This window comes from Tsuneonella sp. CC-YZS046, assembly GCF_035581365.1.
Classification (GTDB): domain Bacteria; phylum Pseudomonadota; class Alphaproteobacteria; order Sphingomonadales; family Sphingomonadaceae; genus JAWKXU01.
On sequence record NZ_CP141590.1, the window covers coordinates 1,949,437 to 1,972,500 of the forward strand.

Genomic DNA, 23,064 nt, shown 5'->3' on the forward strand with positions numbered 1-23,064 from the left:
GGGACGCCTTGCGGCGCCCCGGTAGAGATCGTTCAGAATTTGGCGCCAAAGGTCGCGCCGTAGGTCCGCGGCGGTTCAATCGCGCCGTAACGCGGATAACCCCACAGCGCGATGGTCACGAGTTCGTTGGACTGAACATATTTGTTCGTCAGGTTCTTGCCCCAGAAACTCAGGCTCCAGAACGAGGAGGATTCATAGCGCAGAAGCGCATTGATCTTCGTCACCGAAGGCTGGCTGAGGTTATTGTCGTTGAATTCGGAGAAGTGGACACGGGACGACCACGAAAGGTCGCCGCGCAACGTCATGACGCCGCCATTGCCGAATTCATAATCGTACTGGGCGCCAGCCGTGAACGAATATTTGGGAGCGCCGGGGAGCTGGTAGCCCTTCAGATTCTGCTCGACCCCGCCAACACCGCCGAACACGGGAGTCTTCGCGCCCGGATTGGCGGCCAGCCAGATGGGATACCCCGGATCTATCGATCCGGTGGGAAAAAGCGGATTGGTCGAGAAGAATTCGCTGAACCGCGAGTCCAGATAGTTGAAGCTGCCGTCTAGGCGCAGCCCCGTTACCGGCCGCAAGGTTGCTGCCAGTTCGAAGCCATCGACCTTTGCCGACGCAGCATTGGCCGTGACTGTGGCGATGCCGATCACCTTGTTAACCTGCAGGTCTGAATAGTCGTAATGGAAGTAAGCCCCGGTCAGCTCGAACTTGTTATCGAACAGACGAGTCTTGAAGCCCACCTCATAGGCCTTGATGGTTTCCGGATCGATCACCGGGTTGACCTGCCCGATGCTCCAAGTGCCGCTCTTGAAGCCTTCCGTATAGCTCGCGTAGAGCATCGAGGTCGGACCCACATCGAATTCGATGCCCAGCTTCGGCGTGAAGTCGCTCCAGCGTTCCTTGCCGCTGGTGTCGTCTACTGCGCCAAAGGTGAACGTTCCGACGGTGTCACGCTTCTCGGTGGACCAACGGCCCCCTGCGGTGATGCGCAGTTCCGGCAGGATCGCATAGGTTGCCTGCGCATAGGCCGCGAAGGCATCGATATCCATCTTGCCATCCTGGATATAGTCGAACGGGCCAGCTGGCGAATAGAACTGGAAGAACGGCACAAACACATGGTTATCGATCTTCTCATGGTAATAGCTTGCGCCAGCCACCACATCGAGCGGACCCGAAGACCAGTTCAGCGTGAATTCCTGGCTGATCTGTTCCGAATTTTCAGTATAGTAAGTGCTGCCGAGGCCAGCCGACGTGCCATCCGAATTGGATGCATTGTAGCGTTCCCAATCGAGGTAGCCGGTTACCGATGTCAGGCTGAGATTGTCGGTAAGCTCGAAATTGGCATTGAGAGTGATTGCGATACCCCGGCGCTTGTTGGTCTTGCCTTCCAGCGCGGTCGCTGCGTCCTGCCCGTCTTGATCGGTGAGCGCGATGCCTTGCAGCAGTTCGCCGTTGCCATTCACCGTGCCGACCACACCCTGCAATTGATAGCCCGGGTAGGGTCCGAAACCATGCGTGTAATGGTTGTTGTCATGTTCATGGTGATATTGCGCGATCAGACGAATATCGGTGCCATTGCCGTTTTCATACTGGAGCTGCCCCCGAACGGACTGGGCCTTGGCGTTGTTGACCGGGTGGTCCTGGGCCACATCTTCGCCGTAACCGTCGCGGTCGATCAGATGCGTGGCGATGCGCGCGCGCAGATCGCCATTCTCGCTCAATGGAAAATTGACCGCGCCTTCCGCTTCGAACAATTCGTAATTGCCGATGGAAAGGTTCGCATAACCGCCGAATTCCCGATCAGGCCCACGGCTGATCACATTCAGCGCGCCGCCTGTGGCGTTCCGTCCGTAGAGCACCGCCTGCGGCCCACGCAGAACCTCGATGCGCTCGACATCGAAGAACGAGGATGCCTGCGCCGTCGGCCGGCCGATATAGACACCGTCGGCGTAGAGCGCGATGCTCGCATCGGCGCCTGCCGCAAACGAGTTGAGGCCGATGCCGCGAATGAAGATACGGGTAACGCCCTGCTGGTGGCCAGCGCGAATGCCTGGTGCCACGAATTGCAGATCCTTCACATCGGCCACTTGGCGATCTTGCAGCGCCTGGCTGTCGAGAGCGGTGAGCGAGAGCGGCACCTTGGTCGCCAACTGCTCCCGGCGCTGCGCGGTAACGACGATATCGCCATATTGCGAAGAGGACGAAGCGGAACCGCTACTGCTATTTTCTGCTTGAGGCGCTTCCTGCGCGAAAGCACCGCTAAATGATAAGGCCAATGGCAGCATCGCAACACCCGTTGCGAGCCTTAAAAAGTATTTTTTCTGATTGTTTCTCACTTTTATATCCTCCCTTTTTATTAAGTTTAACGTATTACATTCCGATCACTCGATAACCGGGCGCAGTCGCCCTTCGGCGATCATGTCGGCGAGAACGTGCTTCTGGATCTTGCCGGACGGGGTCAGCGGCCAATGGTCGATGAAGAGCCACACGCTCGGAACCTTCTGGGAGGCCAGCTTCCGCCGGCAATATGCTTCCAGCTCCACAATGGTTGGCTTGGCTCCGTCCCTGGTCGAAAGCACGGCGGCGACGATTTCGCCCCATTTCTCGTTCGGCAGGCCGAGAACGGCGACCTGATCGATGTCGGGGTGAACGAACAGGACATCCTCGATCTCTTTCGGATAGAGGTTCATCCCGCCGCGGATGATCATTTCCTTGAGGCGTCCCGTGATCTTCACGAAACCGCGCGCATCCATCGAGCCCAGGTCGCCGGTGCGCAGCCAGCCGTCAGGCAGCAATGTTTCCTTCGTCTTTTCCGGCATCTCGAAATAGCCGGTCATGGTCTGGAAGCCGCGCACCCAGATCTCTCCGACCGTGTCCACCGGCTGGACCTCAAGCGTGTGGGGATCGACAACCTGGACCTCCACTTGAGGCAGAGGCTGCCCGACACTGTCGGTCTGATCCTCGATCCGGTCATCGGGTGAGGTAAGCGTGATCGGGCCGTTGGATTCCGTCTGACCGAAGATGATGCAGACCTTGCAGCCGATGTCCCGGTGAACCTGGCGAACCATCGCGGCGGGCACATTCGCCGCGCCGGAAAAGATCGTCTGCCAGCTCGACACATCACGCCTTGGGAGATCGGGATGGTTCAATATGCCCAGGATCATGGTCGGCACGATCAGGGTGGCGTTGCCGCGCTCGCTCTCGAACAGTTCGAGCATCAGCCCGGCATCCCAATGGGGCATCAGGACGAAGGTCCCCTGATAGGCAAGGCAGCTGAATTCGGCCATCGCGGCCCCGGCGATGTGGAACATCGGCATCGCGTTGATGTGGACGCCTCCCATCGGAAAGCACGACCTGCGGGCGATGCTTCGCGACGTATTCAGCACGCCCTTGTGATGCAGCAGCGCGCCTTTGGGCTTGCCGGTCGTGCCGGAGGTATACTGGATCTGCAGCGTGTCGCCGGGCAGGATCTCGGGCAGTTCGATGGCCGGGTCGGCCTGCTCGATCAGGCCCCAGATCGCCTGGACCCGATCCACGGAATGCAGCTTCGCGCAGTCCGATGCATGGATTGCTTCCTCGACTGTCGGAAACAGTTCCCGATCGCGAAAGCTGTCGTCGTAAAAAAGCCCGGCAGCGTTGGAGTTGGCAATGATGTAGCCAAGCTCCCCCGCGGTATAGGCGGGGTTCACCGGCACCAGTATGAGGCCGGCAAGGCTCATCGCATGCTGCAGGAACACCCATTCCGGTGAATTGGTGCCATAGACGATGATACGATCCCCGCGCGCAAACCTGCCCAGCAAGGCGCGCGCGAGCCTTTCGGAAATGTCGAGATGTTCGCGATAGGTCCAGCGCCTCCGCGCAGCGGGATCGGCGATACCTTCGACCAGCGCCAGCCGATCGGGAACCTCGCGCGCGGCATCGCGCAGCAGGCCGCCCAAGGTAAGGTCCGGAATGTCGAGTGCGTGATCGGCCGGCCAGTAGGAATAGTCGGGAAGCCCGACGAGATCGGCCTGTTCCATCCTTGGCGCCGGATCGTTCATTGCGCGCTCCCCGCCCGGCGCCTGAGAACTTCAGGCATTTTGGAACGATGGAAGCCTTCAAAAGGCTGGTTCCGGTCACTTTCCTCGAGATTCCAGGTCGCTCGCGCATTGGGCGCGCCGCCATCGACCCGGATGCAGGAACCAGTTATGTAGGCCGCCGCCGGCGACAGCAGATAGACGATGGCCGCGGACACTTCGGCTTCGGTCCCGAAACGCTGCTGCGGAACGCGGCGGGTATATTCGAACAGCTTGTACTGGATCTCCGGCGCATATGTGTCGAACCCGCTGGAGGCTATCCCGCCCGGCGCCACCGCATTGACCCGGACGCCGTTGGCGGCCCATTCGCAGGCCGCGCTTTCGGTAAGGGTCCACATGCCTCCGCGCGCGGCCCCGGAATGGGCAAAGTCCGGCCAGCCGTTCCAGATGTCGGCGATCATGTTGACGATCGCTCCGCCGTTATCCGCCATCCAGCGGTTGAATACCTCGCGCATGAAGATGAAGCCGCCGGTGAGATTGTTGCGGACGACGGCCTCGAAACCCTTGGTCGAGACAGTTCGCAGCGCGGTGCGATATTGCCCGCCCGCATTGTTCACGAGCCCGTCAATGCGGCCGAACTTCTCCAGCGTCGCGTCGATGGCCGCCCCGACATTCTCCTCGTCGCGGATATCGCAGGTGATGCAGGCGACTTCCCCGCCATCCTCCCGGATCTCTGCAGCGACCGTTTCCAGCTTGTCCGGGTTGCGGCCCAGTATGACCACATTCGCGCCCAGGAAGACCAACTCATGCGCGAGGCAGCGGCCAATCCCGCTGCCGCCGCCCGTGACCATGATGGTCTGGCCGGCGAACAAATCTGGTCTGAACACGGAATTATAAGGCATTCTTTCAATCCCAGCTTTCGATGGCTTCGATACCGGCGCGGGCATAGGCTTTGGCGAACCGGCGCGCCTCGGCGGCGACCAAAGGGTCGGGCACAGCTCCGCTCGCCGCGCGCATGGCCACGCCCGATACGCCCACCGCGGCCCGATACATCGCAAACGCCACATGGAAGGCGGTCAGCCGCGGCATGGCCGGCGCCGCGGCGTAATAGGCATCGATAAACTCATGCGCCGAGGGAATGCCCAGGGCCCTGAGATCGAGTCCGGACACGCCGCCATTCTCATCGGGCGCAAGGAACCAGCCCTGCAGACAGAAGCCGAGATCGGCGAGGGGATGGCCGATGGTCGCAAGCTCCCAGTCGAACACGCCGGAAACCGCCCCGTCCTGCCGAAACATCACATTGGCGACACGATAATCGCCATGCGCAATGGTCGCGCATCCGTCATCCGCCGGCATCTCCGCCGCGAGCCAGGCCTGAAGCCGGTCCACATCCGGATTGTCCGCGATCCCGAACTGGCTCCACTGCTTCGACCAGCCCGCCAGTTGCCTCCCGAAATAATCTCCCTGCTTGCCGAAGCCCGACAAGCCCGTTCCCTGCCAGTCGAAGCGATGGATCGCGCCGAGCGTGCCGGCCATGCCGGCGAATGCCTTGCGCTTAACCTCCGGGGCGAGTTGCGGCAGCGCGTAGTCGTGCGAGACCACTCCTTCCAGGCGCTCCATCACGTAGAAGGGCGTCCCCACGATGCTCTCATCCTCGCAATAGAGGACCGGGGCAGGCACCGGCACGGCCGACCCGGACAATGCCTGGAGCAAACGGTATTCGCGATCGATACGATGAGCAGCGGCCGATAGCTGCATCGGCGGCTTCTTGCGCAGGACGAGGCGCCGGCTTCCCCCGGATACGAAGAATGTGGGGTTGGACATTCCACCGGCGGCACGATCGACCGCTATGGTTCCGTCGAGGCCCGGAATCCGGGCACGCAGGAAATTCTCTAGCGCCACGACATCGAAGCCCAGGCCCGCATCGGCAGGCCCGCACTCCTTCGTCGCGGCGGCGGTATCAGCCACGGCCCGTCCCCTTCGCCTGGCCGAAGCCGAACAGATATTGCGCAACGCGGCGGATCTGGATTTCCTCCGAACCTTCGGTGATGCGGTAGCGGCGGTGATGGCGGTAGATGTGCTCGAAGGGGTAAGCGCGGGTGTAACCCATCCCGCCATGCACCTGGATCGCGCGGTCCGCCGCCTGGCATACCAGCCGGTTCGCCTTGAAATTGCAGATCGATACCTTGTCGCTGATCTCCAGCGGGGAGCGGCGGTCCATCTCCCACGCCGTGCGGAAGACATAGTTCCGCAGCATTTCGACCTCGGCATGGAGTTCGGCCAGCTGGAACTGGATGATCTGGTTCTTCGACAGCGAATTGCCGAAGACTTTCCGTTCATTCGCGTATTTCACCGCCTGCTGGATGCAGTAACGCGCGGCACCCGTGCTCGCGGCCGCTTGCCGGATGCGGTTCTCATGGACGAAGCGCTGAGCGATATGGAGCCCCTTGCCCTCGCCGCCCAGAATCGCGTCATCCCTGACCCGCACGTCCTTCAGCCCGACCTCGGGATGGTCGCTCGGCATGTTGAAGGTCCAATGGTTATAGAGAATTTCGATGCCCGGCGTTGACATGGGCACGATGAAGGCGGTGATCCCGTCGGCATCGCCGGGCTTGCCGGAAGTGCGCGCGAAGATCAGGTCCGCCTTCGCGCGATAGACCTGGCTGTTATAGCGCTTCTGGCCATTGATCACCCACTCGCCGCCCTCCTTGCGGGCGGTGGTTTCGATATAGGTGGCGTCGCTGCCGTGATCCGGCTCGGTAAGAGCGAAGGCCAGGTGATTCTGGCGGCTTACGATGCCCTCGATATATTGCTTCTGATCGGGCGTGCCGTATTCATGAAGGATCGGCACAATCGGAAAATTGCCCACAACCGAGCTTTCATCCTGCAGGTCGTTGGCGAGTTGCAGGCCCTGGCCGGCGAGATGCTCGCGAATGGCCGCGATCATGAGATTGGAAGCCCCGCCGCCGCCAATTGCCTTGGGCAGCCCCAGCCTCAGGAACCCGGCCTTGTCGGCGCGGCGTTCCATCTCCGCGATCAGGTCGTTCCATTCCTCGCGCGGCTGTCCGTCGCGGTCCCAATCGGTCCGCGCATATTCCCGGCGATGATCGAAGAACTGGATATTGTCCCGCTCGAGCGGCTTGATCTCGCGCTCGTTGAACGCGTCGATTTCCGCCAATTTCTCAACGATCTCCTGGGGAAGCTCAAAATCCATGATGCCCTTCAGTTCCTAAATTCACGTGTCGCCGCACATCCGCAGCCCGATCGCGTCAAAGGTCGACCTTGCCAAAAGGATGCGTGCTGCTCAGGCCGCCGTCGGCCGCGATGATCTGTCCGGTGATGAACGCGCTGTCGTCGCTGGCCAGGAACGCCGCCACGCCGGCCGCCTCCCCCACCGTCCCGGTCCGGCGCAGCGGAGTGATCCCGCCCATCTTGTGCTCGACGCCCTTGTTCCGGGCATAGTCGAACGCCGATTTGGTGAGCTTCGTCTCGACCAGGCCCGAAGCAATCGCGTTCACGCGGACCTGCGTTCCGCGAAAGGCATTCGCCGCGCCCATGGCCAGCATGTTCACGGCCGACTTCGCGCAACCGTAGGCAATCGTGCCCGCGTTGGCGCGCAGCGAGCCTGCGGAACTCATCAGGATGATCGACCCATGGCCTGCATCCCGCATCGCGGGGCCGAAGTGCTTGATGGTGAGGAACGCCGAAACGACATTGCCGCGCCAGGCATATTCCCACTGCTCGACGGTCTGTTCGAACAAGGGCGCCATATGATCGGTATTGCCCGCATTGGCGAAGAGGATTTCATAGCCCCCCAGCGCATCGAGAGCATAGGCCGCCGCACCGGCGACAGCCTCTTCGTCGATCACATCGGCAACGTGGTGATGCGCCACCCCGCCGGCTGCGCGGATCATATCCGCCGTTTCAAGGATGTTGCCCTCGCTCCGGCCGATTAAGAGGACCTCCGCCCCTTCCGCCGCGAAACGCAAGGCAGAGCCACGGCCAATTCCGCTGCCGCCGCCGGTCACGACGGCCCGCTTGCCTTCAAGCCGCCTGCATCCCTGATGGAAGCCGCTCATGCCGCGGAGATCCCGCCATTCGCGCTGATCGCCTGGCCCGTGATCTTCCTTGCGGCCGGACTGGCAAGAAACAGCGCAAGGTCGGCCAAGTCCTCAGCCTCCGCGATGCCGAGACTGGCCATCTTGCCCGCCTTCTCGAACAATTTTGACGCGAAAGCGCTTTCCTGCATCCGCGCGTTCGTGAGGGTCCCCGCGATCAGCGAAGGCGTCAGCGCATTGACCCGGATGCCATCGCGCTTCGCCTCGATAGCGAGCGCGCGAGTGAACATGACGATTGCCGCCATGGCCGCGCCAATCACGGTTTCGCCCGGCGTGGCGAGCTTAGCGGCATCGGAGGCGACATTCAGGATAACGCCGCGCTTCGCCGCGATCATGTGGGGCAGCGCAGCCCGGCTGATGAGTATCGGCCCCATCGCCTGCTGGACGAGGATCGCCTCCAGATCCTCGATCGGCAGATTCTTGAGCAGTTCCGGCGCGGCCGGGCCTACGGTGGAGTTAAGCACTATCTCGAGCGAACCGAAGCGCCCGGCGACTTGCGAAACCACTTGCGTGGCCGCAGTCGCCGAATTCGCGTCGGCGGCGAGGAAGAGGACATCGCAACCCGGCGCCGAATTGCGAACCTGCGCCGCCGCGGCTTCGCCACGTTCGGCATTCCGCCCGACGATCGCAATTCGGGGAACTCCGGCCCGCGCAAATTTGATGGCCGCCGCCAAGCCCACGCCCGCGGTGCCGCCCACGACAAGCGCGGTGGAATCTTCAAACTGGATCGCGTCGGGACGACCTTCCGTCACACCTGAATCCCCTCCTGAAACCTTCTTGTTAAGTGCAATTCATATATCCAACATAAATTTGATGCAATATCAAATTTAATTGCATTTTTTCAATGTTTTATATATCATGTATTTCACTCATATAGGTAGATGTAATGGTTTTACTGAATTAAACTCATCAGCGCGATGAGCGCGACTCACCACCCCAGGAACCCGCCCCTCAAAATTTCCGCTTCAACCGCGCAATGCGCGGCATAAATGAGCATAGATCATTTGAGTGACGAATTTTTTATAGCTTTATATCAGATAGTTATAAACTATATGCAGTCATTGCAGCGTAGCATCCTCATCATTAATGGGCTTGACTTATCAGTCAAATGATGAGCATTTCAGAGGTCCTGCGCGCACGGCGAGCACGCAAAAAGGGAAGAGATGCAGGCAATCCTAGATAAATTTTCTGCGGTCGCAGCCGACAGCCTGGCATATGCGCGTGCCTGGAAGGAGCGTTCGGGCCGGCCGGTTATCGGTTCGTTCCCCATGCACTTCCCGGTTGAACTGGCGCACGCGGCAGGCGCCTTGCCCGTCATCATCCAGGAAGCGGAAGATCCGATCACGGATGGCGAAGGAGCCGTCTTCTCCTTCTATTGCGGATATAATCGCAGCGTCGCCGACCAGGCGCTCAAGGGCCGCCTCAAATTCCTCGATGCGATCATGTTCGGCGACCATTGCGTGCAATTGCTCGGCACGGCGGACATCATCCGCTGGCACGATCCGGAACTGCCGATCGTATTCGAGCAGCCGGTTTCCTCGCTCGACATGGATTGGGCCTTTGACGAAACCCGCTCGGTTTACGTCAAGCTCAAGGAGGATGTGGAAGAATTGCTGGGCGCGCGGATCACCGACGATGCGCTGAAGGCCAGCATCTCGCTTTTCAATCGCAATCGCCAGCTGATCCGTAAAATCTATGAGATGCGCGTCGCCGGCACGACCGATTTGAGCGCGCGCCAGATGCAGCACATCATCAAGTCCAGCATGGTGATGGACAGGCAGGAGCATACCGGGCTGCTGGAGCGGCTTGTTGAAGCAATCGAAGCGCGCCCGGCCTCTCGCAGGCAGGGCATGCCGGTCTATCTCTCCGGCCATCTTTGCCAGGCGCCGAAGCTGGAACTGCTCGACATGATAGAAAGCACCGGCACGGTGGTGGTCGGCGACGATCTCTATCACGGGTATCGCTTCATTTCGACGGACATCGACGAAGAAGACGATCCGATGACCGCCTTGGCCAATTGGTATCTCAGGAAGAACGAGAAGGTGCCCTGTCCGACCCGGGCCGATGGCGATGCCGATTGGGACGAATTCCTCGTCCGCGACATGCGCCGTACCGGCGCCGAAGGGCTGATCGTGCTGGTCGCCAAGTTCTGCGAACCGCACATGTATTATTTCCCGGAAATTCAGGAAAGATGCCGGCGGGAAGGGATTCCGATGCTCAAGCTCGAGACAGAGCATGATTCCATGCCGATGGAAGCCTTCAAGACCCGTCTCGAAACCTTTGTCGAAGTGGCCCGGCGGCGCCGCCGGCACGAAAAGCCCGAGAGCAAGCAGGAGAGAAGCCATGCTCAATGCTGACGCGATCCATATGGATTGGGGAACCGGCAAGACTGCCCCCGTCAAGAAAGCCAACCGCCTCAAGGCCACCCGCCTCGGCAGCGCCATCGTTCACGATTATTGGTCGGATCTGTTTTCGGCGAAGGAGAGGGGCAAGAAGGTCGTCTGGTATAACGGAACCTATATCCCTCCGTTCTTCCATGCTCACGATCTTGCCTGGGTTCACGGCGAGGCATGGTCTGCCTATCTGGCCGCGCGGCATGTGGAAGGCGATGCGCAGAGCGCCGGCGAATCCCGCGGCTACGACCGGGAGCTATGCTCCTACGCCCGCACCCACATCGGCCAGGCGCTGATGGACAAGAAAGACCTGCAGGACGGCAAGATCGATCCGCAGAGCGCCAAGGGCATTGCGATCAGCCAACTGCCGCTGCCCGACATGATCGTGAATGCCTATCCCTATTGCAGCTCCGGCCAGCAATGGGATGAGATGATCTACCGCCTGTTCGACAAGCGCGTGCCGATTTTCCATGTCAACGTGCCGATGCTGTGGGGTGGCCGCAAGGATGCCGCCTATCTGTCGGGCAGCGAGATGGATGAGAAGATCGGCTACGTCTCGCGCCAGCTGCGCGCGATGACCGACTTCCTGGTCGAGAACACCGGACGGAAATACGATTGGGACCGCCTCAGCGAAGTCATGGCCTTCATCAAGAAATCGGCCGAACTCCGGCTCGAAGCGATGGACATGTGCACAGCCACCCCCTCACCCGCCAGTTTCTTCGATTGGATCGTCAGCATCGCGCATGTCAACTTCATGCCCGGAACACAGCGTCTGGTCGATTTCTTCGAGGCCATGAAAGCCGAAATTGCGGAGCGCGTCGCGAATGGCGAAGGCGCCGTGCCGCAGGAGAAATATCGCTTTTTCTTCGACGGGATGATGAACTGGAACAAGGTCGGTTGGCTGGCGGAGAAGTTCGCGGCCAACAATGCCTGTGTGGTTGCCGGACGCTATACCCACATGTCCTTCTGGCAGGAGCCGCAGGCCATCGACCTTGCCGACCCTGTGGCGGGAATGGCCCATAATTATCTCGCCTGCCCGAACAATTCCGGCGCGCCCTATATGATCGGCGAGATCGATCGCCTTTGCGAGAAGTTCAAGATCGACGGCATGGTGATGCATGTCTCGCGGACTTGCCGAGGCATGACCAACTCCCAGCATCTGATCGTCGATTCCGCGCGCCGCCATGGCCGGGCAGCCCTGTTCTTCGAAGGCGATGTGGCGGATGAGTCCTTCTACAAGGACGAACTGCTCAATACGCGGCTCGAGGCGATGATCGAATCTCTCGATTCCAAGCGGATCATGGCCGCCTGACTGATCGACAAGGGCATTATGGAAGGCGCGCGCTGCTGTGCGCGCCTTCCCGTATATTTCAACGCTTTCCCGGCTAGGATTGCTTTTCCAGGCGATCGGCCACGGCCTCCAGCCGCCCGATGACGGCATTCAACCTTTCATCGCCCAAGGGCTCGGCCGTCATTCCGCCATAGACTACCATCGCGATCTCATCGGCGAGTTCCTCGACATCGAAATCGCCTTCGCCGCGCAAGAATCGCCAGGTGCTATGCTCGATCGTGCCGAAGACCATGTCGCGCAGCACCCGCTCGGGAACGCCGCTTCTGAATTCGCCGCTCTCAATGGCGTCCTTGAACAGCTTGCGGAATTGTTCCGTATATTCACGATTGATTTCAAAAAGTTGTGTCTCTTTGTAATTGGCTCTCGGCCGCACTTCCAGCATGACGTAACGGCTGAGCGCTGGCCCCTTCGTGATGGTTTTCAGCGAATGCCAGACCAGATAGCGCAATTTGTTGTAGGTGCCATTGAATGCGCTGACATCGACCAGATCGGCAAAGCTATGGGTGAACCATTCTTCCGCCACGCGCAGCAGCAGATCATCCTTGTTCTTGAAATAGCGATAGACCGTTCCCTCGACGATGTTGGCGCGTTCCGCGATTTCGGCCATCGTCACGCCTTCGTAGCCCTTGGTGGCGATCACTTCCTTGGCTGCCGCGAGAATATCGGAGACGCGTTGATCCTGCGAGAGACGAGTTACTTGCCGACGCCGCACCCTTCGGACCACGTTCATTGCTGCGCTTCCTTCTTGTCCGCCATGCCCCGCATGAACGCCCCTGTTACAAGCTGTAGCCTAGCGATGAAACCAGTAACAATCCAGCTTATTGCGCATGGTTCGCAACATAGGCCCGCACAGCCTCGACCTCTCCATTCGACAAGATACCCTTGAAGCTGCCCATGCCACGCTCTGACAGCATCCCCCCCATCACGATCTCATCCCATAATTTCGCATCGTCCAGCGCCACGGAGCGCCTCAAATCCGGAGCCACCCCACTCGACTGCCCGCCCGAGCCATGGCACCAGCTGCAGGTGGTTTCATAGACTCGCTGGCCAATTGCGATCTGGCTGCGAGGAAACACCTCCCGCACTCGCACGAACGGAGGAAGCGCGCCTTCATCGAAGGCTGGAAGTCTGCCTTCAGCTCCCAGCCTGAATGCCAGAACTCGCCCGTTCGGCCGATTGCGAGTACCATCCCCCAGCGGCGTTGAAATGCCGAAGCCGCCGCCATAGCCGGACATGACGACAACATATTGCTGGCCATTTGCCTCATAGGTTACCGGACTGCCCTGCACGGCCGTCTGGGCCTGAAATCGCCAAAGCTCCTTTCCATTCGAGGCATCGAAAGCCTTGAACGCACCTTGCATATTGCCTTCGAAAACGAGATTCCCTGCGGTCGCCAATGCGCCGCCCGAGCCGGGACCCGGTTGGGATGCCCGCCAGACTTCGCGTTGCCTGACCGGGTCCCAGGCAATGAGCGCGCCCTTGAGCGAAGCCCTGATTCGCGCGACCGCCGCCGGATCGTCAGGCAGCCGGTTTTTCTCTGAATAGACGCCGGTATTGAACGTGCCTGGCCGATACCGGAAGTTTTGATCCTGAGCATATACCATCGACACTTCCTGCACCGGCAAATAAACCAGACCTGTCGACGGGCTGAACGCCATCGGATACCAATTATGCGCGCCGAAGGCCGATGGGTTGATCAAGCTTTCTTGCCTATCATAGCGAGCAAGCCCGGTTTCGAGAGGGCGCCCGGAAGCGAGGTCGATCCCCCGCGCCCAGTTGACCGGGACGAAGTTCCTCGCGGAAAGAAGCTTTCCGTTCGTGCGATCGATGACGTAGAAAAAGCCATTCTTCGGCGCCTGCATGAGCACTTTTCGGGATGCGCCGTTAATTATCAGATTGGCCAGAACGATCGGTTGCGTAGCTGTGAAATCCCAACTTTCTCCGGGATTTACCTGATAATGCCATTTGTATTGCCCCGATTTGGCATCAAGCGCCAGGATCGAGGAAAGAAACAGATTATCGCCCTTTCCACCGGAGCGAATGCGGTGGTTCCACGGCGTGCCATTGCCCGTGCCGATGATGATCTGGTCCAGCTCAGGATCATATATGATCGAGTCCCATACCGTCCCTCCTCCGCCGGTCTGATGCCATGCTCCATCGAACCATGTTGATGAGGCCTTCTCCGCCAATGTGGCATCGGAGACGGCTCCGTCCGCTTTGCCGTCTGGCCTCGGAACCGTGTAGAAGCGCCACGCCTGCTTGCCGGTTTCGGCGTCATAGGCCCCTACATAGCCCCGCACACCGAATTCCGCTCCGCCATTGCCGATGATAACCAGGTTGCCTGCAATTCGAGGAGCGCCCGTTATCGTATAGGGCTTCGCGGTGTCCGTGGTCTGCACCTCCCAGACAGGCTTTCCCGTCTTTGCATCCAGCGCGATCAATCTTCCATCCAGCGTGCCGACAAAGAGCTTCCCATCGCGATAGGCGACACCCCTGTTCACCACATCGCAGCATGCATCCCTGGCCTTGCCTCCCGGAACTTGCGGGTCATACTCCCACAGGACCTTGCCGTTCATACCATCGATGGCCATGACCTTGGACCAGGCAGTACTCACATAGATCGTACCGTCGATCACCAGAGGCGTGGCTTCCTGCCCGCGCGCCGTGTCCAGCTCGACCGACCAGGCAAGCCCGAGTTCCCCGACATTGCCTGTATGTATGGCTTTGAGCGGACTGTATCGCTGCTCGGCGTCATTGCCGCCATGAACGCGCCAATCCTTCGCATTCTGGGCGAACAGAGCGCCATCCATGGGTACTACCCAGGCGGCTCTCGTGGCGCTGTTCCTGCCGAGAAACCATATGCCTGCCGCAGCCAGCGCGCATATCACTATCAGGCAGATGAGCCACCTGCTGCCAACAATGCTTCTCCTGATTCCAAGCATGCCACCCCTTTCAGTTTCATTCATCGATTGGCAGGATTGCTGTGTTTGAAGGTCAATCGGGCTGACTTCCGGACGCCCGTTCATGGCTGGGCGGAGAGCGCTCGCTACCGCTCCGCGCCAACCGGACTGTCGCATTCCTCCACCATGAAGAGGCGATGCTTGCTGCGATCGAAGATGGTCTCTTCGTCGGCCACGATCTCCGCGACGACTTCCGGCCGGGCAAGGTTGGCCATCGCCTGCTCATAGGCAGCGCGATCATCGAACCACAATTCAGTGATCACATCATGCTCTGGCTCGAACATTGTCCCTGTAAACAACTCCGGCACCGGCTCCAGATAGCGCCGGACATAGCGCGCCGCGTTGGGCACATGTTTTTCGCCAAGCCGCGCATGCCGGCTTTCATACAACTTTCTGAATTCTTCTCGCGTTAGGTCAGTACTTCTTTTAAGAAAGAAAACTATCTTTATCATTACAAGCATCCCCATATAATATTATAAATTTATGCACTTCCATTCTGGAAGAATCATATTATCTTTTCAGAAGATATATTTTACCCGAGGGCGGAATGCGGAAACTTGATCATATTGCGATTTTCGTGGACGAACTTGATGCTGGCATCGCGTTCTATCGCGGCCTGCTCGGCGGCGAACCGGTGATCGCCGTTGTGCCTGAGTTGGGCATCACCTGCGCATTCTTCGTTGCCGGGGATGGCCCCGCCATCGAATTGGTCACTTTCTCGGGCAAAGGGGAATTGAATCACGGCGATGTCGTGATTGCCATCGAGGTCGTCGACCTCGACCGCGCGATCGGCGAATATCGCGCCCTGGGAATGAAGGTTTACGATCAGGTCCCCACCGAGAACCTGCCCTTGCGTCGTGGCTGGATCACGAAGAAGGGCGGTCACGGCACCATCATCGAATTGTGCCAGGCTGGCGAGATCGCACGTTTCATCGAGAGCAAGCGCGCCGGCACTCACGCGTGATGCTCGATCTTGTGAATGGATTTGGTTTCGGTAAGCGCGATCCTGCCGGACACGGCATCTTCGCATAATTTAAATTTGCGAAGTTTGCCCGTATCGGTGACGGGAAACTCGCTGACGAAGCCCCACAGGCTCGGCGCCTTGTAGGACATCAGGTTCTGCCGCGCGAATTCGCGCAGCTCGGCAGGGTCGGGCGACGCGCCATCGGCCGGAATGACGATCGCCGCCACCTGCTCCCCCCAGTACGGATCGGGGATGCCGATGACCGCCACGGCGGAAACCGCCGGATGTTCCGAGAGAACGGCTTCCACTTCACGCGGATAGACGTTCTCGCCGCCGCGAATGATCATCTCCTTGATCCGGCCGGTGATCGTGACATAGCCTTCCCCATCCATCCTCGCGAGATCGCCCGAACGCAGCCAGCCATCCGGGCGCAGGGTCCTGGCGGTTTCTTCCGGCTGGCCGAAATAGCCCAGCATGTTCTGGAAACCGCGGACCCAGATCTCACCCTCCTCGCCCAGGGGCACGGCCTCGCCGCTTTCCGGGTCGGCGATCATCACGTCCATATGCGGAATGGGCTGGCCGATCGTGGCGGTCTGCCGCTCCAGCGCGTCGTCCCGCTGGGTGGAGATGCTGACGCCATGCATCTCGGTCTGCCCGTAGACATTGCAGATCGTCGCGCCGAGTTCCCCCTTGATCCGCATGACCAGTTGCCCTTCCACCACCGAAGCGCCGGAAATGAGATTGGTGAGCGAGGAAAGGTCGTATTCCTTGCGTTTCGGATGCGCCAGGATCGCCTCGATCATGGTCGGCACCAGCAGCGAGTATGTGCCCCGCTCGCGCTCCACCAGCCGCATGTAGAGTTCCGGCTCCCAATGCGGCACCACCACATGGGTTGCCCGATGCGCCACGGCCCCGATCCCGGAATGGCCCAGCCCGCCGATGTAGAACATCGGCATCGGGCTTACGAACACGCCGCCATCCTGCAGCCCGCCTCGATGATGGGTCATATGCGCCATGTTCAGCACGCCCTTGTGGTGCAGCACCACGCCCTTGGGCTGGCCGGTCGTGCCCGAGGTAAACAGGGTGAGGCACGGGTCGAGCGGCGCGACCGGGGGCAGCGCAGTGCCATCCGCCCCGCGCGCCACAAAGGCGTCGAACTCTTCCATCGGTATTATCGCGCGCAAGTGCGGCAAATCCTCCCGCATCCGGATAACGGTGTCCAGACAGGGATTTTCGCGAAACCGCCTGACCACGAACAGCCCCACGGCCCCCGACTTTTCGAGAATATGCCGGACTTCCCGCGTCTTGCAGGCCGGATTTATCGTGACCAGGACGATGCCGGCCAGCGAGCATCCGTAAAGCAGGGGTATCCATTCCACGATATTGGGCGCGCACACGGCGACCCGCTCTCCCGGCTCGAACTCGCGCAGCAACGCCCGCGCGGTGCGTTCGGACCACTCCAGCAATTCCGCATAGGTCCAGCGCCGGGCAGGATCGCCTTGCGGCGTCGCTTCCACCAGCGCATCGCGATCCGGCACCGCCCCCGCCGCATCGCGCAGCGCATCGCCAAGCGACCAGTCCAACAGCGGCCAATCCGTCCGGGCGGGCCAATAGGACCGCTGCAAAGGAATCATCGTTTCCGCGCCAGCCTCATTCATCTCCAGCCATCCTCCGCACTTCCATTTCCTCTTTCCTGGCGCACCGTCCCCCGTCAGCCGGGTATGAGCACCGCCCGCCCGCTTATCTCCCCGCCTTCCAGGCGATCGAGCGCGGCCACCGCTTGCTCCAGCGGAAACCGGGTCAGTCTCGGCTCGAGCCGCCCTTCCCGGGCCAGGGCGATGACATCCGCGAGATCCCGATAGGTTCCGCTATAGGGTTTCATCAGAGTGACGCCCCAAGGCAGGCGGACCGTGGAGATATCCGCGGCCTCGAACGGCAGGCTTCCGCCCGTGAGGCCGACGGCCTGGATCGCGCCGAAGGGCGCGATGGTTGCGGCGGCGAGACGCAGGCTCGCATCGCTCCCCACAAAATCGATGACGGCATCCGCCCCGCGCCCGCCGGTCAGCGCCAGAAGACGATCGACGATATCCGCCGCATCGGCCCTCAGCGCGTCATCCGCGCCAGCCGCCACCGCCGCGCGGAGCGCCGCATCGGCAATATCCAGAGCCGCCACCCGCGCCGGGGTCATGGCCTTGAGCATCTGGACGGCGAATTGCCCCAGGCCGCCAAGTCCGATGACGATTGCGAGCGAGCCGGGCGACAGGCGATCGCGCAGCAGCCGGACCGAGTGATAGGGCGCCAGCCCGGCATCCGCCAGAACCGCCGCGAAAGCCGGGTCGAGATCGCCGATCGGCAGGATGGAGCTGGCCGGGACCACGGCATAGTCCGCCATTCCGCCATTCATCGTAACGCCGGGGGTCGGCGGAGGAACGCGCCCAGCCCCATGGCCCTGGCAGTAATTTTCCCGACCCGCCCGGCACTGGGGGCAATTGTGGCAGGCCCAGCAGGGATGGACGACCACCCTGGCGCCGGGCCGCCAGCCGGTCACGCCGCCGCCGATTTCCACGATCTCCCCGGCGATTTCATGACCAAGCGTAGTGCCCGGAGGGGTCGCGAAGGGATGATTGCGGATATGGCAATCCGTCCGGCACACGCCAGCCGCCAATACACGCAGCAATACCTCGCCCTCGCCGGGTTCGGGCCTTGCTATTTCATCCAGCTCCACAATGCCGGGCTCTTTGAGCCTCGCTGCCTTCATCATCCCGCTCCCTCGCGGACCTCAGACTAGTGAACCATCTCCACCACGATCTGAATCAGTTCGACGTAACTCTTTGCCATAAAATAGAAAAACGGCAGGCCAAGCGGTATCGCCGCATAGCCGGCCAGCCCGAAGGAGCCGACCAGCAGCCAGGCCAGCGCGCCGGTCGCGGCGATCGCCACGAACAGGGACCAGAGCCTGCCGAAACGCAGGATCAGCCGGAGCGCGGGAAACCTGTCCACCTCCCACGCCCCCTAGAAATGCTTCTGGATATTGCCGATCATCGACCTGAACTTGCCCGCCGGCGCCGGCTGGTCCTTTCCGGCCTCCAGCGGATTGCCCTTGCAGCCCGATACGCAGGCCTTGTCGAAAGCCATCTGCGCATCGACGTCGTTGTCTTCCTCCAGCTCCGTGCCGCTCTCGGCCAATTCGGCCTTGTAATCGTCCAGCCCGATCAGCGCCGCACCCAGGGCGCCCGCGATCTGGGGCGTCTCCGGCAAGGCGATGGGAAGCCCGAGCGCCTTCTCGATATAGTGCACGGCGGCCTTGTTCCGCGCCACTCCCCCGGTCATCACGACCGGGCCTTTCTTGCCGACGCGATTGACCAGACCCAGCGTGCGGGTCGCGATCGACTGGTGGACCGCGCCCAGCACGTTCTCCTTGGAATGCCCTTCGGCCCTGAGGGAAATCACTTCCGTTTCGGCGAAGGTCGCGCACATGCTGGAAATCTTCAGCTCTTCCTCCGCGCGCAAGGCGATATCGCCCATATCCTCCAGCTCGATTTCCATCGCGCGCGCCAGCACTTCCAGGAATTTCCCGGTCCCGGCGGCGCAGCGGTCGTTCATGGCGAACTGGGCGACCAGACCGTTGGAATCGACCGAAATGGTCTTGCTGTCCTGGCCGCCGATGTCGATCACCAGCCGGGCATCGGGCACCATCGCCACCGCGCCGCGCGCGTGGCAGGTGATCTCCGTGAAATTGCGATCGGCGATGTCCAGCATGCGGCGACCATATCCGGTGCTGACGCAGCGCCCCATATCCTCCTGCTTCAGGCCGGCCTGATCGAGCACGGATTGCACGGCCTGATGCACCGCGGCATCGCTGACCGCGCCCATATGGGATACGGCAGAGGCGACGATATTGCCGCCCATGTCGACGATCACCGCCTTGGCGGTGGTCGAGCCGAAATCGATGCCCATGACGTGCTTTTTCATGAGACTTCTTCCTTGCCTTCAAGCAGTTGCGAGGCGCCGTGAATCGATGGCTTCCAGCATGGCCTCGACACGGGTGTTCAGGAGTTCATCCTTGTAGAAGGATTCATCCGCGACATCGCCTTCGAACATCGTGGTCTGGATGCCCAGCCGGGACGTGGCCTGCTCGGCGATCATGAACATCGGGTTGGTGAAGGCGCGGCAGGTTCGCGTTGCATGGAACACGATACCGTCCACCTGATACTTCTCGCACAGCCCCATGATAAGGTCGATCAGGATCGGCGAGCTGTGGTTGTTCGGGCAGATCAGATAGTTCTGCCCCATGCCCATCACCGGATCATCCGGATCGATCAGGTCCGGCTCCTGCCAGAATGCCATATGGGTATAGCGCCCGGCCACCACCGCGGCGTCGTAACGGGCGAATTTCTCGGCAAGCCAGCCCAGCTTGTTCCAGTTCATGATGCCGTCGAAGAACAGGCGATATTTTTCCCGGGGCACCGCGCCCTCGCCGGTCCGCACCCGTTCGGCCACTTCGTCGCGGACATTGGTGAAGTAGTCCACGATATCGGTGGTGCAGGGCAACTGGTTGATCGGGGCGATGCTGACCGACCAGTCGAAGAGCGTGGCCGGTGCCGGGGTGGCGGTGCACATGCCCATCGCCTCCAGCCGCAGTTCCGACGCGCGCTTCACATTGCGCATCAGTTCGCGCAGGCGATCCCACGGATAGGGCTTGCCGGTACGTTCCTCGATGAACTTGACCATCTCCTCGAGCTGGCGCGCGACATAACGCGACGTCTCTTCCCATTCCTGGCCGCGCAGATAGCCGGCATCCTTGCCCGAAGCCCAGATCCAGGGGATCGAGACATTGAAGATCGGGATCTTCTTGCCGAACAGCCGGGACGTCATCTCGTCCCACTGCTGCCCCGTGCTGCAATAGGCATAGGCGCTGATGATCATGTCCGGCGCGGGCAGCTTGGCCGAAATATCCTCATCGGCCGGAACGTCCGCGAAGGCGCTGTCTGAACCGTTGCGGTGACGCTGATTGTTGACGGCGCAACCCAGATGGGTGCGGGCATAGGAGCAAAGCTCGCGCAGATAGCCGCGCTCTTCCGCGGCGGCCTGCGCCGGACCTTCCTGATGCCGCGCCGCCAGCATGGCGGAATAGGCCTCCCCATGGACCCAGACGATATCGGCCGCCTCCAGGAACGGATTGATCGACGAGCCTTCATACCAGCAGACCAGCTTGCCTTCTTCCTTGGCGCGCCAGACCATTTCCCAGTAATCGTTGACCAGCTTGCCCGCCATGCGGGTCGATTTCAGCTTGTTGGCGACTTTCGGCATCACAGGCGCGTTCATGCGGCTTCTCCCTCCATGCTGCGGACAGACGGCCGGGCCACTCCACGGCGGCGCTTGACCAGTTCCAGGAAACTTTCGACCCGGGTGCGGATATGCTCCAGGGCCATGGATTCATGCTCCGTCTCGATCAGGAGATGCGGCATTTCGGCACGCTCGAACGCCTCCTTCACTTCCGGATAATAATACATGTGCGGTTCACAGAACTTGGCCATCAGCACGATCATGCCCTCCGCCGATTGCCTGCGCATCGCGTCGATCAGGAATGCGTCCCAGTCCACATCGTTCTGAACCCGGGTCGGGCACGGCACGCCGGTGTTGCGATCCATGTACCAGCGCGCGAGGCCATCCATCGGGTCGCCTTCTTCCGGCACGTCGGTCGAGATGAAGCGGAAGCCGTGATAGAGGTCGTCCCCCACCACCACCGCGCCGCATCCCTCGATCATGTCCAACAGTTCGGGCTTGGGCGCCTGGCAGAAATGGCCCGACAGGTGCAGGCGGATCGCCCGGCTGTCCCGCGCCGCCGGCTCGTGGGGAATGGCGGCAAGCAGGGCTTCCAGGAGGTCGGTATGCTCCCGCCTGTCCATCACCATGCTCGATTTGACCACGCTCTGCATCTGGCTGGCGGTGAGCGACGCCCGCCCATCGACCCGCATCTGATACAGCTGGCGGATCAGCGCGCGGTTGCGGTTGAACAGGCGGATACTGGCGCGCATCGCCTCATCCTCGACCGGCCGGCCAAGGAAATCCTCCAGCTCGGAACGCAGCTTCTCGAAACTTTCCTTCGCCCGGCCGAATGTCCACGGATCGCACATGGAGGAAATGAGCTGGAAGAAGATCACCCGCGTTTCCGGCAGGGCCACGCGCACCGCGTCCGCCGCGCCGAGCAATTGCACGCAGTGGTCGCCGAACATGATCGCATCGAGAACCGCAAGGTCGCCCTTCCCTGCCTGGTCCACGGCGCTGCGGGTGAAGCCGCAATAGAACGGGAACAGCAGCCCGTGGCCCACCGTGATCGGATCATCCGATTCCTGGATGATGACAGGCAGCGCGCCGGCGGCATGAGCCATTTCCGAAGGGAAATTCATGGGAAACGAGCCGATCACCGGCTGGCCGCTGCGCGCCTTCCAGGCACGCGCATAACCCAGCGGATCGGCACTCACCTCGCCAAACCGCGTGAGTATTTCCGAAACTGCCATGCCGTCGACTCTCCGTCACCTGTATATTTCTTTCAGTGAGTATGCCTCATTAACGGATAAGGTCAAGGCTTACCCTGCGGGGCGGCGGATGATAGAGCGGCGAAATGGCCGTTAAATCGAGCGATGTTGCGGGAAATCGCAGTTTCCGAAATTTTTGGACCGGCTAATGAGCTTGATCTCGATTGCCGGATATGCTGCATTTTAGTGAGTATGTTTCAATAAAAGATACGGGGGATGATGGAATGGGACCACTGAAAGGCGTGCGGGTGCTGGAAATGTCCAATATCGGACCAGGCCCGTTCTGCGGCATGCTGCTGTCCGATCTCGGCGCGGACGTGCTGCGGGTCGACCGTCTCGTCCCCGGCGATCTGGGCTTCGCCATCGATCCCCGCTTCGACCTGCTCCATCGCGGCAAGCAGGCGATCGCGATCGACCTGAAGCATCCGGATGGCGTGGCGACTGTGCGCGGCCTGGCCCGGCAGGCCGACCTGCTGATCGAAGGATATCGCCCGGGGGTGATGGAAAAGCTCGGCCTCGGCCCCGATCCGCTGCTCTCGGACAATCCCCGGCTGGTCTATGGCCGCATGACCGGCTGGGGCCAGCAGGGCAGCTACGCCGCCATGGCGGGTCATGACATCAACTATATCGGCGTGGCGGGCGCGCTTGCCGGGATCGGCCCGAAGGATGGCGATCCGGTGCCGCCGCTCAATCTGGTGGGGGATTTCGCGGGAGGCTCGC

The 23,064-nt window shown here is 61.0% G+C and carries 20 protein-coding genes (1 of these 20 only partly in view); 4 read left to right on the top strand and 16 right to left on the bottom strand.

Annotation, left to right across the window (positions count from 1 at the left end):
- Positions 1-32: 32 nt before the first annotated feature.
- The 7 genes from U8326_RS09570 to U8326_RS09600 all read right to left on the bottom strand — a co-directional run bounded on the left by U8326_RS09570 (position 33) and on the right by U8326_RS09600 (position 8,889).
- Positions 33-2,153, bottom strand: a complete 2,121-nt coding sequence (locus U8326_RS09570) for a TonB-dependent receptor (protein ID WP_324739974.1) — start codon at positions 2,151-2,153, stop codon at positions 33-35.
- A 231-nt stretch (positions 2,154-2,384) separates the two neighbouring features.
- Positions 2,385-4,043: a class I adenylate-forming enzyme family protein gene (locus U8326_RS09575; protein WP_324739975.1), complete on the bottom strand. Its 1,659-nt coding sequence runs from the start codon at positions 4,041-4,043 to the stop codon at positions 2,385-2,387.
- On the bottom strand, positions 4,040-4,921 hold the full coding sequence (locus U8326_RS09580) for an SDR family oxidoreductase (RefSeq protein ID WP_324739977.1): 882 nt from the start codon (positions 4,919-4,921) through the stop codon (positions 4,040-4,042). The genes U8326_RS09575 and U8326_RS09580 overlap by 4 nt, the downstream gene beginning before the upstream one ends.
- A gap of 4 nt (positions 4,922-4,925) precedes the next feature.
- Positions 4,926-5,987 carry a phosphotransferase family protein gene (locus U8326_RS09585; RefSeq protein ID WP_324739979.1) on the bottom strand — a complete coding sequence of 354 codons (1,062 nt, stop codon included), beginning with the start codon at positions 5,985-5,987 and terminating at the stop codon, positions 4,926-4,928.
- Positions 5,980-7,233, bottom strand: a complete 1,254-nt coding sequence (locus U8326_RS09590) for an acyl-CoA dehydrogenase family protein (protein WP_324739980.1) — start codon at positions 7,231-7,233, stop codon at positions 5,980-5,982. The genes U8326_RS09585 and U8326_RS09590 overlap by 8 nt, the downstream gene beginning before the upstream one ends.
- Before the next feature lie 55 nt (positions 7,234-7,288).
- Positions 7,289-8,098: an SDR family oxidoreductase gene (locus U8326_RS09595; protein ID WP_324739981.1), complete on the bottom strand. Its 810-nt coding sequence runs from the start codon at positions 8,096-8,098 to the stop codon at positions 7,289-7,291.
- Positions 8,095-8,889, bottom strand: a complete 795-nt coding sequence (locus tag U8326_RS09600) for an SDR family oxidoreductase (RefSeq protein ID WP_324739982.1) — start codon at positions 8,887-8,889, stop codon at positions 8,095-8,097. Before U8326_RS09600 ends, U8326_RS09595 begins: the two co-directional genes overlap by 4 nt.
- A 516-nt stretch (positions 8,890-9,405) precedes the next feature.
- On the opposite strand from U8326_RS09600, the gene U8326_RS09605 reads away from it, so the two are divergent.
- Both U8326_RS09605 and U8326_RS09610 read left to right on the top strand, forming a co-directional pair.
- The gene (locus U8326_RS09605) at positions 9,406-10,494 is read left to right on the top strand and encodes a 2-hydroxyacyl-CoA dehydratase family protein (protein WP_324739983.1); all 1,089 of its coding nucleotides are present in this window, start codon (positions 9,406-9,408) and stop codon (positions 10,492-10,494) included.
- Positions 10,481-11,842, top strand: a complete 1,362-nt coding sequence (locus U8326_RS09610; protein ID WP_324739984.1) for a 2-hydroxyacyl-CoA dehydratase family protein — start codon at positions 10,481-10,483, stop codon at positions 11,840-11,842. Before U8326_RS09605 ends, U8326_RS09610 begins: the two co-directional genes overlap by 14 nt.
- A gap of 73 nt (positions 11,843-11,915) precedes the next feature.
- On the opposite strand, the gene U8326_RS09615 is transcribed toward U8326_RS09610, so the two are convergent.
- From U8326_RS09615 to U8326_RS09625, 3 genes are all read right to left on the bottom strand, one after another.
- Positions 11,916-12,611 carry a TetR/AcrR family transcriptional regulator gene (locus tag U8326_RS09615; protein WP_324739985.1) on the bottom strand — a complete coding sequence of 232 codons (696 nt, stop codon included), beginning with the start codon at positions 12,609-12,611 and terminating at the stop codon, positions 11,916-11,918.
- Between the two features lie 88 nt (positions 12,612-12,699).
- On the bottom strand, positions 12,700-14,907 hold the full coding sequence (locus U8326_RS09620) for a PQQ-dependent dehydrogenase, methanol/ethanol family (RefSeq protein WP_324739986.1): 2,208 nt from the start codon (positions 14,905-14,907) through the stop codon (positions 12,700-12,702).
- Between the two features lie 20 nt (positions 14,908-14,927).
- Complete coding sequence (locus U8326_RS09625; RefSeq protein ID WP_324739988.1) at positions 14,928-15,293, bottom strand: EthD domain-containing protein; 366 nt, start codon at positions 15,291-15,293, stop codon at positions 14,928-14,930.
- A 95-nt stretch (positions 15,294-15,388) separates the two neighbouring features.
- Here U8326_RS09625 and U8326_RS09630 point away from each other — a divergent pair, with 95 nt between their 5' ends.
- Positions 15,389-15,805 (top strand): VOC family protein, encoded by a 417-nt coding sequence (locus U8326_RS09630; RefSeq protein ID WP_324739989.1) that lies wholly within the window; start codon positions 15,389-15,391, stop codon positions 15,803-15,805.
- Here the strand turns inward: U8326_RS09630 and U8326_RS09635 are convergent.
- From U8326_RS09635 to U8326_RS09660, 6 genes are read right to left on the bottom strand one after another with little or no spacing between them, the layout of a single operon-like run.
- Complete coding sequence (locus U8326_RS09635) at positions 15,796-17,463, bottom strand: class I adenylate-forming enzyme family protein (RefSeq protein WP_324739991.1); 1,668 nt, start codon at positions 17,461-17,463, stop codon at positions 15,796-15,798. The genes U8326_RS09630 and U8326_RS09635 overlap by 10 nt on opposite strands.
- Before the next feature lie 53 nt (positions 17,464-17,516).
- The gene (locus tag U8326_RS09640) at positions 17,517-18,566 is read right to left on the bottom strand and encodes an alcohol dehydrogenase catalytic domain-containing protein (RefSeq protein ID WP_324739993.1); all 1,050 of its coding nucleotides are present in this window, start codon (positions 18,564-18,566) and stop codon (positions 17,517-17,519) included.
- A gap of 23 nt (positions 18,567-18,589) precedes the next feature.
- Positions 18,590-18,805: a hypothetical protein gene (locus tag U8326_RS09645; protein ID WP_324739994.1), complete on the bottom strand. Its 216-nt coding sequence runs from the start codon at positions 18,803-18,805 to the stop codon at positions 18,590-18,592.
- A 12-nt stretch (positions 18,806-18,817) separates the two neighbouring features.
- On the bottom strand, positions 18,818-19,777 hold the full coding sequence (locus tag U8326_RS09650; protein WP_324739995.1) for an acyl-CoA dehydratase activase: 960 nt from the start codon (positions 19,775-19,777) through the stop codon (positions 18,818-18,820).
- A gap of 18 nt (positions 19,778-19,795) precedes the next feature.
- Positions 19,796-21,130: a 2-hydroxyacyl-CoA dehydratase family protein gene (locus tag U8326_RS09655; RefSeq protein WP_324739996.1), complete on the bottom strand. Its 1,335-nt coding sequence runs from the start codon at positions 21,128-21,130 to the stop codon at positions 19,796-19,798.
- On the bottom strand, positions 21,127-22,326 hold the full coding sequence (locus U8326_RS09660; RefSeq protein ID WP_324739997.1) for a 2-hydroxyacyl-CoA dehydratase family protein: 1,200 nt from the start codon (positions 22,324-22,326) through the stop codon (positions 21,127-21,129). The genes U8326_RS09655 and U8326_RS09660 overlap by 4 nt, the downstream gene beginning before the upstream one ends.
- Positions 22,327-22,568: 242 nt before the next feature.
- Here U8326_RS09660 and U8326_RS09665 point away from each other — a divergent pair, with 242 nt between their 5' ends.
- Positions 22,569-23,064: the 5' end (the start) of a CaiB/BaiF CoA-transferase family protein gene (locus U8326_RS09665; RefSeq protein ID WP_324739999.1), read on the top strand. It continues 653 nt past the right edge of the window; 496 of the gene's 1,149 nt are visible here — the first part of the coding sequence; its start codon is at positions 22,569-22,571; its stop codon lies beyond the right edge, outside the window.

Excerpts from the sequence above, each read along its gene's own strand:
- U8326_RS09575 (WP_324739975.1), bottom strand. The coding sequence starts at position 4,043 with ATGAACGATCCGGCGCCAAGGATGGAACAGGCCGATCTCGTCGGGCTT.
- U8326_RS09580 (WP_324739977.1), bottom strand. The coding sequence starts at position 4,921 with ATGCCTTATAATTCCGTGTTCAGACCAGATTTGTTCGCCGGCCAGACC.
- U8326_RS09590 (WP_324739980.1), bottom strand. The coding sequence starts at position 7,233 with ATGGATTTTGAGCTTCCCCAGGAGATCGTTGAGAAATTGGCGGAAATC.
- U8326_RS09595 (WP_324739981.1), bottom strand. The coding sequence starts at position 8,098 with ATGAGCGGCTTCCATCAGGGATGCAGGCGGCTTGAAGGCAAGCGGGCC.
- U8326_RS09605 (WP_324739983.1), top strand. The coding sequence starts at position 9,406 with ATGCACTTCCCGGTTGAACTGGCGCACGCGGCAGGCGCCTTGCCCGTC.
- U8326_RS09610 (WP_324739984.1), top strand. The coding sequence starts at position 10,481 with ATGCTCAATGCTGACGCGATCCATATGGATTGGGGAACCGGCAAGACT.
- U8326_RS09615 (WP_324739985.1), bottom strand. The coding sequence starts at position 12,611 with ATGAACGTGGTCCGAAGGGTGCGGCGTCGGCAAGTAACTCGTCTCTCG.
- U8326_RS09620 (WP_324739986.1), bottom strand. The coding sequence starts at position 14,907 with ATGAACGGGCGTCCGGAAGTCAGCCCGATTGACCTTCAAACACAGCAA.
- U8326_RS09625 (WP_324739988.1), bottom strand. The coding sequence starts at position 15,293 with ATGATAAAGATAGTTTTCTTTCTTAAAAGAAGTACTGACCTAACGCGA.
- U8326_RS09630 (WP_324739989.1), top strand. The coding sequence starts at position 15,389 with ATGCGGAAACTTGATCATATTGCGATTTTCGTGGACGAACTTGATGCT.
- U8326_RS09635 (WP_324739991.1), bottom strand. The coding sequence starts at position 17,463 with ATGAATGAGGCTGGCGCGGAAACGATGATTCCTTTGCAGCGGTCCTAT.
- U8326_RS09640 (WP_324739993.1), bottom strand. The coding sequence starts at position 18,566 with ATGATGAAGGCAGCGAGGCTCAAAGAGCCCGGCATTGTGGAGCTGGAT.
- U8326_RS09650 (WP_324739995.1), bottom strand. The coding sequence starts at position 19,777 with ATGAAAAAGCACGTCATGGGCATCGATTTCGGCTCGACCACCGCCAAG.
- U8326_RS09655 (WP_324739996.1), bottom strand. The coding sequence starts at position 21,130 with ATGAACGCGCCTGTGATGCCGAAAGTCGCCAACAAGCTGAAATCGACC.
- U8326_RS09660 (WP_324739997.1), bottom strand. The coding sequence starts at position 22,326 with ATGGCAGTTTCGGAAATACTCACGCGGTTTGGCGAGGTGAGTGCCGAT.